Source organism: Kineococcus indalonis (assembly GCF_009906395.1).
Taxonomy (GTDB): Bacteria; Actinomycetota; Actinomycetes; order Actinomycetales; family Kineococcaceae; genus Kineococcus; species Kineococcus indalonis.
This window is the reverse complement of sequence record NZ_JAAALM010000096.1, coordinates 1-9,903: the sequence shown is the minus strand read 5'-3', so window position 1 is coordinate 9,903 and position 9,903 is coordinate 1. Positions and strand designations below refer to the sequence as shown.

The following is a 9,903-nucleotide window of genomic DNA, read 5'->3' as shown; positions in this document are numbered from 1 at the left end:
CCGCACGACCCGCACGACCCGCACGACCCGCACGACCTGGACCCGCTGGTCCAGGTCGTGCGGGTCGTGCGGGTCGTGCGGGTCGTGCGGGTCGTGCGGGTCGTGCGGGTCGTGCGGGGTGCTCAGGCGGTGGGCGCGCCCGCGGTCAGGTCCACCGGTGCCGCGATCGGCTCCGGGCGCCGGCACGTGGTGCTCAGCTCCACCGAGCTGCGCGTGTCCGCCGCGCGCTGCACGCACTCCATCACGTCCAGCACGTGCAGGGCCACCTCGTCGCTGGCGCGGTGCGCGCGACCCTGACCCAGCGCCAGGGCCAGGTCGGCCAGGCCGTACCCGCGCCCGGCACCCACGTAGCCCGCGCGCACCCCGGCGTCCTTCCAGTTGCCCGCCTCGTCCGCGCCCTCGCCCGGCGCCGGCGCCGAGGCGGCGGAGTACACCTGCACGCACCCCTCGAAGTGGTTGGGGTCGGGCACCGAGAGCGAGCCGGCGGTGCCGTGCACCTCGATGCGCGGCAGGCGCGCGGCCCAGGTGTCGAAGCTCATCACCAGCGTGGACACCGCCCCGGAGGCGTGCACCAGCACCCCGGCCACCGAGGAGTCGATCGTGACGTCGAAGGACTGCCCCGCGCGCGGGCCCGCGCCGATGGTGCGCTGCTGCTGCGGGCGCCAGGAGACGCCCACCACGCGCTGCACCGGGCCCAGCAGGTGCACCAGGGAGGTGATGTAGTACGGGCCCATGTCCAGCAGGGGCCCGCCACCGGGCTGGTAGTAGAAGTCCGGGGAGGGGTGCCAGCGCTCGTGCCCGGGGGTGGTCATGAACGCCGTCGCCGAGTGCGCCACGCCGATCTCACCGGCGTCCAGCACCGCGCGCGCGGTCTGCACCCCCGTGCCCAGCACCGTGTCCGGGGCGCAGCCCACCCGCAGCCCGGCCGCGGCGGCGGCCTTGACGACCTCGCGGCCCTCGTCCACGTGCATCGCCAGCGGCTTCTCGCCGTAGACGTGCTTGCCCGCGGCCAGCGCCTGCAGCGCGATGTCGGCGTGGGTGCGCGGCAGCGTCAGGTTCAGGACGACGTCCACGTCCTCGGCGGCCAGCAGCTCCTCCAGCGGCAGGACGCGCGCGCCCTCGTGCTCGGCGGCCAGCGCCGCGGCGCGCTCGGTGCTCAGGTCCGAGACGGCGCTGACCCGCAGCTGGGGCAGGCGCGCCAGGCTGGCGGAGTACTGCGCGCTGATCACCCCCGCGCCCACCACCCCCACCCGCAACGGCCCGCTCACCGCGCCGCCCACAGCAGACCCCTCTCGATGATCGTCTTGACGTTCGGGTCCGCGATGACGCCCATGTCGTGGCCGGGGGTGGCCACGAAGACCCGGCCCTTCCCCCACTGGCGGGTCCAGACCGCCGGGGAGGTGACGGGGCGGTTCCACGGGTCCCACTCGCGCACGGCCTGCGTCGTGGTGGCCAGGACGTCGCAGTAGTCGTCGGTGAGGACCCAGTACTGCTCGGTCACCAGGTCGAAGTCGCCGATGCCGGCGGTGATCGGGTGCTCGGCGCCGGCCGGGAGGACCTCGACGCGGTAGGGGACGAAGTTGTCCGTCTCGTCGCCCTTGAGCTCGTCGGGGTGCTTGCCCGGGTGGCAGGCGAACTGCCCGCCGACCAGGTGCAGGTAGTCCGAGGAGTTGCGGTAGGAGTCGGCGATGCCGCCGTGCCAGCCGGCCAGGCCGGTGCCGGCCTCGACGGCCGACATCAGCCCGGCCAGCTCCTCCTTCTCGATGCTCGTCATCGTCATGCACTGCACGATCAGGTCGACGGTCGCCATGTACCCGGCGTCGGCGTAGACCTTCGTGGAGCCCTCCTCGACGCGGACGGTGAAACCGTTCGCCTCCAGGTGGGGGATGAACGCGTCGGTGGCCTCGACGGGGTGGTGGCCTTCCCAGCCGCCGCGTACGACGAGGACCTGGCGCTGGCTCACGAGCAGGGTGTCCTTCCGGTGGTGCGGGTGGCGCGGGGGGCGCCGCGGTCAGGGGCGCTGCGTCACTTGCTGAAGCCGGCGGTGAGGCCGGCGATGAGCTGACGGCGGCCGACCACGTAGAGGACGAGGATCGGCAGCGTGCTCAGGACCACCGCGGCCAGGACCGCGGGGATGTTGATCGTGTACTGGCCCTGGAAGTCCCACAGCGCCAGCGGCATGACGCGGCGCTCGGGGCTCTGGGTGAGCACCAGGGGGAGCAGGAAGCCGTTCCACACCTGCAGCGCGTTGTAGATGGACACCGTGACGATGGCCGGGCGCGTCAGAGGGAAGGCGAGGCGCCACATGCTGCCCCACTCGCTGGAGCCGTCCAGCCGCATGGACTCGAACAGCTCGTTGGGCACGTCGCGGATGAAGTTGCTCAGCAGCAGCACCGTCAGCGGGATCGCGAAGGCGATCGAGGGCAGGATCAGCGCCGCGAGGGTGTCGTACAGCTCCAGGCGGATGATGATCAGGTAGACGGGGATGATCGTCGCCTGCAGCGGGATCGCCAGACCCATGAGGAAGACGCCGTTGACCGCCTTGAGGAACCGGCCGCCGCCGCCGCGCACGATGGCGAAGGCCGCCATGAACGACATCAGCACGGCCGGGACCACGGAGCCCACGGTGATGATCACGCTGTTGATGAAGTACCGCAGGATGTTCGACTCGATCACCTGCTGGTAGGCGCTGAGCGTGGGCGCCTTGGGCAGGGCCAGCGGGTTGGAGCCGAAGTACTCGGACTGCTCCTTGAAGCTGGTCACCACGATCCAGTAGATCGGGATGATGATGATCGCCAGCCAGATCCAGCCGAACAGCCCGCCGAGGTAGTTGCGCGAGCCGCCGGCGCGGCGCACGCGGCCGCCGCCGGCGGCGTCGGCCGGCGCCTTGCGGGAGGTGGAGACGGTGGTGGCCATGCGTCAGGCCCCTTCCAGCTGGCTGGTGTTCGCGTCCTTGCCGCCCAGGCGCTGCAGCAGCAGGGCCAGCACGAGGCCGACGACCACGAGGATGACGGCGATGGCGCTGGCCGGCCCCATGAGGCTGGCGCGGAAGCCGCGCAGGTACATGTCCAGCGCGAGCGAGCGGGTGGCGTCGCCGGGCCCGCCCTGGGTGAGGACGAAGATGAGGTCGAAGAAGGTCAGCGACCCGACGACCATCAGCGTCGAGGACGTGATGATCGTGTACTTCAGCTGCGGGACGGTGATGTGGAAGAACTGCTTCACGCGCCCGGCGCCGTCGAGCTGCGCCGCCTCGTACATCGAGACCGGGATCTGCCGCACGCCGCCTTGGTAGATCAGCGAGTGGAACGGCACGAACTGCCAGGACACGACGAACACCACGACGCCCAGGGCCAGCCACGGCCGCCCCAGCCAGTTCTGGTTGAGGAAGTCCAGGCCCAGGCCGGCGCCGATGCCGAAGTTCGGGTCGAGCAGCGCCTTGTAGACGATGGCGATGGCCGCGGAGCTGAGCAGCAGCGGGATGAAGTACAGCACCGCCAGGAACGCCCGGTAGCGCTGGTTGCCGGCGATGAAGACGCCGATGAGCAGGCTGATCGGCGTCTGGACGAGCCAGGACAGCGCCATGATGAGGAAGGTCACCAGCAGCGCGTGCGGCAGGCCGGGGTCGCGCAGGACCGACGTCCAGCTGTCGAAGCCGGAGAACGTGACCGACCCGATGCCGTCCCACGAGGTGAAGCTCAGCGCGAACACGCCCACGAGCGGGACGATGCCGAAGACGGTGAAGAAGAGCAGGGCGGGCAGCACCAGCCAGGCCAGGCGGCCGTGGCTGGTGCCACGGCCGCCCGACCCGGCGGCGCCCGCCGCGCTGACGGCGACGGAGCTCACTGCTGCGAGACCGCGTTCATGTTGTCGGCGAACTGCTGCGGGGTGAAGCCGCCCGGGTTGCCGAAGAGCTGCTCGATGTTGGTGAGGAGCTCCTCCGCGGCGGTGGGGCTGAGCGCCTGGTCCCAGGACATGCCGAAGAACGGGGCGTTGCTGGCGATGTCGTAGATGAAGCTGAGGAACTCGCCGTCCTCGGCGGCGGCGAGCTGGTCGTCGATGCCGTTGACGATCGGCACCTCGCCGGCCTCGTTGATGAAGGCGGTAGCGATCTCGTCCGTGAGCACGCCGTTGGCGAGGTAGTCGCGGGCGATCTGCTTCTGCTCCTCGCTGGCCTTGGAGGAGATCGAGTAGTACTGAGCCGGGTTGCCGACGGTGCTCTCGCCGTCGCCCTTGCCGCCGGTGACGACGGGGAAGGACTGGTAGCCCAGGTTGCCGCCGCTGACGAAGTCGCCGCCGTCGGCCTTGATGGACCCGAAGCACCAGGATCCCTGCAGCAGCATGGCGGCCTTGTCGGTGTACAGCAGCGCCTGGTCGGCGTTCTGGTCGGCGACGACGGAGTTGAAGCCGTCCACGAAGCCGCCGGCGTTGACGAGGTCCTGCGCCAGGCTGAAGGCCCTGAGCACGTCCGGGTTGGACCAGGCGTTCGGCTCGCTGTTGTTGATGGCCTGGTAGGCCTCGGTGCCGGCGACGCGCTGCACGAGGAACTCCAGCCACATCATCGTGGTCCAGCGCGACTGGCCGGCCAGCGAGATGGGGGCGATGCCCGCGGCGCGGAACTGCGGCACGAGCGCCATGAGGTCGTCCCAGGTGGCCGGCGGCTGCGCGCCGATCTGGGAGAAGAGCTTCTTGTTGTAGTACAGGAAGACGGGCTGCACGGTCTCGTGCGGCACGGCGTAGATCTTGCCGTCGACCTCGCCCGGGCTCCAGGCGGCCTCGAAGAGGCGCTCGCGCATCTCGGGGTTCTCGTCGACGAAGCTGGTCAGGTCCTCGATCTGGCCGGCCTCGGCCCAGTCGCGCACGCTGCCGCCGCCCCAGCTGAAGATCAGGGTGGGGGCCTGGCCCGCGCCGATGGCGGTGCGGATCTTGGTCTTGTACGCGTCGTTCTGGTAGGCCGCGACGGTCAGGTCGCCCGCCTCGGAGGACTCGTTGAAGGAGTCCACCGACTGGTTGCGGACGTCCTCCTTGGGCTGGCCGGTGAGGAACCAGATGGTGGCCCCGCCGTCGGCGGCCTGGCCCGGGCCCGAGGACCCGCCGCAGGCCGCCAGCGCCGAGGCGGCCAGCGGGGTCGCCATGGCCAGGGTCAGGAAGGACCGGCGGGAGGTTCGCTTCTGATCCACTTCGATCTCCGATGCGCCGAGCCGCGTCCTCGCGGCTGCTCTCGTGACGGAGGCGGCGGGTGCCGCTCCGGAGGCCCGGGGGCCTGGTGTCCCACCGCTCTCGAAATCTTTCGACAGCGGCGTCTGCCCGGAACCATAGGCAGGGGCTCCACCGGGGTCAAGCCGTTCACCCCGAGACGGCCCCCCGGGCGGGTAACGGTCCGGTAACCGGCGCACTTTCCACGATGCAAGCCCCTCCCGCTGCGCCGATCGATCGTCTAAAGTTTTCGCAAAGGAGGACGACGACGGCGTCGCGGCACAGCGGCCGAGGACCCCGTCGCCACAGTTCCCGCACCCAGCAGAGGAGGCCGCCGTGCTCGACCGCACCGCGCGCACCAGGAACGGCCGCCCGACGCTCGCCACCATCGCGCAGTCGGCCGGCGTCTCCGTCGCCACCGTCTCCAAGGTCGTCAACGGCCGCGACGACGTCGCCGCCGACACCCGGGCGCTGGTGGAGGACCTGCTGCGCCGCCACGACTACGCCCCGCCCTCCGCGCGCCGCACCCCCCACGCCGACGGTGGCGTCGTGCAGTTCTTCGTCCACGGCGAGCTGCGCGCCTACTCCACCCAGGTCATCGACGGCGTCCTCGGCGGCGCCGAGGAGGCCGGGGTGTCGGTGGCGGTGGGCAAGCTGCCCGCCGACCTGTCGCACGGGGCCTCGGCGCGCTCCTGGGCGCGCGAGCTCGTCGCCCTGGGCCGCAGCGGCGTCATCGTCGTCACCGGCGAGCTGACCGCCGCCCACGTGGACGCGCTGGGGCAGGTGGGCCTGCCCCTGGTGGTCATCGACCCGCTGAACCTGCCGCGCCGGGAGGTCACCAGCGTGGGCTCGACGAACTTCACCGGCGGCATGACCGCCACCCAGCACCTGCTCAACCTCGGGCACCGCTCGATCGTCTACGTGGGCGGGCCGGCCACCTCCTCGTGCAACCGGGCCCGCGAGCACGGCTTCCGCGCCGCCATGGAGGCCGCCGGGCTGCCGGTGCCGCCGGAGGCGACCGTGGCCACCGACGAGTTCGCCTACGAGCCGGGCCGGCGCGCCGGGGAGCTGCTCCTGGACGGCCCGTACCGCCCCACCGCCGTCGTCGCCGGCTGCGACTCCATCGCCCTGGGCGTCATGGAGGCGGCGCGCGTGCGCGGTCTGCGCGTGCCGGTGGACCTGTCCGTGGTGGGCTTCGACGACACCGAGCTCGCCGAGGTGTCCACCCCGCCGCTGACCGTGATCCGCCAGCCGCTGCGCGAGATGGGCCGGGTGGCGCTGAAGACGGTGCTGCGCATGGCCGCCGGGGAGGAGCTGGACTCCCACCACGTGGAGCTGGCCACCGAGCTGGTCGTGCGCGCCACCACCGTCCCCCCGGCGGCCTGAGCGCGGCACCGGGCGGGGGCGGGCGCGCGGCTGTCCATCGGCACGTCGGGCTGGAGCTGCGACCGCTGGCAGGGCCTGCTGCACCCGCGCCGGGGCTGAGCGCCCGCACCGAGTGCGCGCTCGTCGCCGACGTCGAGTCCGTGCAGGACCGCTGGGGCGCCCTGCTGGGCGAGCGCTACGTCCCCGCCGCGACGGTCTTCTCCGCCGGCGCCACCGACACCGCGTGCGGGGCGGCGTCCTCGGGCACCGGGCCCTTCTGCTGCCCCGCCGACCAGCTCGTCCACATCGACCTGTCGTCCTTCGACGAGCTGCGCACCCGCTTCGGCGCCGAGGGCGGCTCCTTCGCCAACGCCTACGCCCTGGCCCACGAGCACGGCCACCACGTGCAGCAGCTGCTCGGCACGACGAGCGCCGTGCGGGCCGGCGTCAGCGGGCCCGACAGCGGCAGCGTGCGCCTGGAGCTGCAGGCGGACTGCTGCGCCGGCACCTGGGCGAACCTCGGCGACGGCACCAGCGACCCCGCGCGCTGCGGCACCGTCGCCGCCGCCGACCCGGGGTGAGCGCGCGCCCGGACCGGCGCGACGCGGTGCAGCGCGGCCGGCGGGGGCACCTCCCCGAGGGTGGACGGGCGCGGGCCGTCGGCCGGGGTTCCCGGCACCGGCGCGGAGGTGGCCGGGGCGCTCACGCCGGCCGTCCCGCCAGCGGCGCCAGCCAGCGGCGGTAGGCCTCGAACACGGCGGTGGCGGTGGCGGCGGCCTCCTCCACGGCCGCGTCGCCGGCCGTGCCGAGCGCCTCCAGGGCGGCGGTGGTCCCGCGCCAGCGGCGCCCCGCGCCCGGGTGCCCGGTCAGCGACGTGCACGCCTCCTGCGGGACCCCGGCGGCCACGAGCGCGGAGCGGATCAGCTTGCCGCCCAGCGTGGAACCGTCCAGCACGTAGCACACGCCCAGCGCCTGGGCCCGGGTGGCGGGCTGCGGCACCAGGGGGCAGCGGGGCACGGCGGCCACCTCGGCCGGCTCGGCGCCCAGGGCCAGCAGGTCCTCGCGCGCCATGCCCGCCCGGGCGCGCTCGTGCACGTCCAGCACGCCGGGGTCGGCGGCGGCCCAGCGGCGCAGCCCCTCCTCCGCCGGGGCGAGCAGGCCCAGGGTCAGCTCCAGCCAGAGGCGGTGCTCGCCGGCCCCCCACGGCCGGTGCAGCACGTCCAGCCCGCCGTCCAGCTCGCGGTGCGCCCGCGCCGTCGCGGCGCGCACGCGCTCGAGCGCGCCGCCCGCCCGCCGGCCACCGGCCCGCACCCCAGCGGCCACGCCGTCGATCGTCACGTCCCCCGCTCCCCCGGGCGGCGGGCGCCGCTCCCCCACGACCGTAACGCGCCCGCGGCCGGCACCGCCCCACCGCCGGGCACGCCCTCCCTTGCCGGTGGGCGGCGCACGTGGTGACATAGAGTGACCGGACCCTCCCCCGGGTCCGGGGCGGTCCACCCCAGGGGCCGCAGGACCGGCGGACATCGGAGTTCCCGTGGACACCCCCCTCACGAACACCACCCGCCGGGTTCCCGTCCTCGACGTCGCGGGCGACCCCCGCTCCGTCGACCTGCGGGACCCCGGTCCGCTCGACGCCCTGCGCGAGGCGTACGCCGAGCGCCTGGCGCTCATCGCGGCGCACGCCCCCGACGACGAGCTCGCCCGCAACGCGCAGCTGGTGCGCATCCTGGAGTCCGGTGCCCGGCCGGTGCGCTCGCGGCTGCGCCGCGACGTGCTGGACCCGGCCACGTTCCTCGGCTGAGGGACCCCGGCCCCGCCGCCGCCTCAGGGCTGCGGCGGGGCGTCCACCCGGGCCAGCACGCGCCCGTCGACCACGCGCACGTCCACCGTGGGCTGCGGCGCCGTCGCCGGCCCGCCCACCACGGCGCCGTCGTCGAAGCGGAACGTGCTGCCGTGCCAGGGGCACACCACCTCCGGCCCGCCCGCGCCGTCGCGCACCTCGCCGCCGTGCAGGCCCGCGCCCAGGTGGGTGCAGGTGTCGGCCAGCGCGCGCACGGAACCGCCGCGGCGCAGCACGCACAGCGGGGCGTCACCCGCGCGCCGCTGCACCAGCTCCCCGTCGGGCAGGTCCGCCAGGGCCCCGACGTCGACGTGCTCCTTCCCGTCGCCGGCCAGGTGCGGCAGGTGCTCGGCGTGGTTGGCGCCGGCGGCCCACCGGTAGGACAGGTGCCCGCCCAGCGCGCCGGCGGCGCCGGCGACCAGGGTGCCGGCGGTGCGCAGCAGCGGCGCGCGGCGCCCGGCCACCAGCGAGGCCGTCCAGCACGTCACGGCCAGCGCGTTGCCGGTGGCGTGCACGATCGCGGTGCGCTGCTGGTCGGGGTGCAGCTGGGTGTAGTCCGCCCACCCGGCCAGCGCCGCGGGGGCGGCGGAGGCGGCGGCCACCGCCGACAGGCCCCGCGCCGGCGCGTGCAGGGCGCGCCCGCCCGGCAGCACGGCCGCGGCGGCGTCCAGCAGCAGCGCCGACAGGGACGTGCCGATGGGCACGAAGGCCATCGCCGGGTGCGCCGGGTGCCTGAAGGGCCGCCCGTGCAGCAGGGCGCGCACCCTCCCGCCGGGCAGCAGCCGGTCGGCCACGTCCGCGGCCCGGGACGCGAGCGGGTCCAGCGCGGTCATCCGCGAGGGTGCGTCGAACAGGTCGCCGATCAGGCTCATGGCCCCCTGCCTACCCCCGCCGGGGGGCTTCGGCACCTCGAACACCGCCCGCCGCACCGACCGTCGCGCCGCCCGCCGCGCCCGGCCCGGGCGGGTCCGGGGCGCATGGACCGCGGCCCGGCGGGTAACTGCGCCTCATGGGCACCACCGCACCACCTCCCCCGGGCGCGGTCGTGCGGGGCGGCACGCGCACCCGCACGCCGGACCTGCTGCTCACCCTGCTGGTGCGCGGGTTCGACGGGTTGCCGCCGCTGCGGCCGGCGCCGGGCGCGGGCACCGCCGCGCCGGTGCGCACGCGCCTGCTGGGCCGCCCGGCGGTGGTGGTGCGCGGCGCCGACGGCGTGCGCGCGTTCTACGACGGCTCCCGCACGGCCCGGCGCGGGGCGGTGCCGGCGCCGCTGAGCCACGTGCTCTTCGGGCGCGGTGCCGTGCACGGCCTCGACGACGCCGAGCACCGGGCGCGCAAGGAGCTGTTCACCACCGCGCTGGCCCCCGGGCGCGTGGACGGCCTGGTGGACGCCGCGGCCGCGGAGTGGGCGCGGGCGGTGGCGACCTGGCCGGCGCGCGAGCGCGTCGTGGTGTTCGACGAGGCCGTGGGCGTGCTGGGCCGGGCGGTGCTGCGCTGGGCGGGGC

Annotated in this window: 10 protein-coding genes and 1 pseudogene; 4 read left to right on the top strand and 7 right to left on the bottom strand. The window is 74.7% G+C overall.

Going from position 1 to position 9,903, the window contains the following annotated elements; all coding sequences use genetic code 11:
- Window positions 1-122: 122 nt before the first annotated feature.
- The 5 genes from GTR00_RS07090 to GTR00_RS07070 all read right to left on the bottom strand — a co-directional run bounded on the left by GTR00_RS07090 (window position 123) and on the right by GTR00_RS07070 (window position 5,177).
- Window positions 123-1,268: a Gfo/Idh/MocA family protein gene (locus GTR00_RS07090; RefSeq protein WP_323132302.1), complete on the bottom strand. Its 1,146-nt coding sequence runs from the start codon at window positions 1,266-1,268 to the stop codon at window positions 123-125.
- Window positions 1,265-1,963: a ThuA domain-containing protein gene (locus tag GTR00_RS23655; RefSeq protein WP_323132301.1), complete on the bottom strand. Its 699-nt coding sequence runs from the start codon at window positions 1,961-1,963 to the stop codon at window positions 1,265-1,267. The genes GTR00_RS07090 and GTR00_RS23655 overlap by 4 nt, the downstream gene beginning before the upstream one ends.
- A gap of 62 nt (window positions 1,964-2,025) precedes the next feature.
- Window positions 2,026-2,916 carry a carbohydrate ABC transporter permease gene (locus GTR00_RS07080; protein WP_166610929.1) on the bottom strand — a complete coding sequence of 297 codons (891 nt, stop codon included), beginning with the start codon at window positions 2,914-2,916 and terminating at the stop codon, window positions 2,026-2,028.
- A gap of 3 nt (window positions 2,917-2,919) precedes the next feature.
- Window positions 2,920-3,774: a carbohydrate ABC transporter permease gene (locus GTR00_RS07075; protein WP_205705250.1), complete on the bottom strand. Its 855-nt coding sequence runs from the start codon at window positions 3,772-3,774 to the stop codon at window positions 2,920-2,922.
- Between the two features lie 65 nt (window positions 3,775-3,839).
- A complete protein-coding gene (locus GTR00_RS07070) occupies window positions 3,840-5,177 on the bottom strand; it encodes an ABC transporter substrate-binding protein (protein WP_323132300.1) in 1,338 nt (445 codons plus the stop codon).
- A gap of 352 nt (window positions 5,178-5,529) precedes the next feature.
- Here GTR00_RS07070 and GTR00_RS07065 point away from each other — a divergent pair, with 352 nt between their 5' ends.
- Window positions 5,530-6,579, top strand: a complete 1,050-nt coding sequence (locus GTR00_RS07065; RefSeq protein WP_166610927.1) for a LacI family DNA-binding transcriptional regulator — start codon at window positions 5,530-5,532, stop codon at window positions 6,577-6,579.
- Between the two features lie 140 nt (window positions 6,580-6,719).
- Entirely contained in the window at window positions 6,720-7,139 is a 420-nt protein-coding gene (locus GTR00_RS07060) for a neutral zinc metallopeptidase (RefSeq protein ID WP_456077711.1), read from the top strand.
- A gap of 121 nt (window positions 7,140-7,260) precedes the next feature.
- Here GTR00_RS07060 and GTR00_RS07055 read toward each other — a convergent pair whose 3' ends face one another.
- The gene (locus GTR00_RS07055) at window positions 7,261-7,896 is read right to left on the bottom strand and encodes a biliverdin-producing heme oxygenase (protein WP_166610926.1); all 636 of its coding nucleotides are present in this window, start codon (window positions 7,894-7,896) and stop codon (window positions 7,261-7,263) included.
- A 196-nt stretch (window positions 7,897-8,092) separates the two neighbouring features.
- On the opposite strand from GTR00_RS07055, the gene GTR00_RS07050 reads away from it, so the two are divergent.
- Window positions 8,093-8,359 (top strand): hypothetical protein, encoded by a 267-nt coding sequence (locus tag GTR00_RS07050; RefSeq protein WP_166610925.1) that lies wholly within the window; start codon window positions 8,093-8,095, stop codon window positions 8,357-8,359.
- 23 nt (window positions 8,360-8,382) lie between these two features.
- Here the strand turns inward: GTR00_RS07050 and GTR00_RS07045 are convergent, their stop codons facing one another.
- On the bottom strand, window positions 8,383-9,270 hold the full coding sequence (locus GTR00_RS07045; RefSeq protein WP_166610924.1) for a Rieske (2Fe-2S) protein: 888 nt from the start codon (window positions 9,268-9,270) through the stop codon (window positions 8,383-8,385).
- Between the two features lie 137 nt (window positions 9,271-9,407).
- On the opposite strand from GTR00_RS07045, the pseudogene GTR00_RS07040 reads away from it, so the two are divergent.
- A pseudogene (locus GTR00_RS07040) lies at window positions 9,408-9,903 on the top strand (hypothetical protein); the annotation flags it as partial.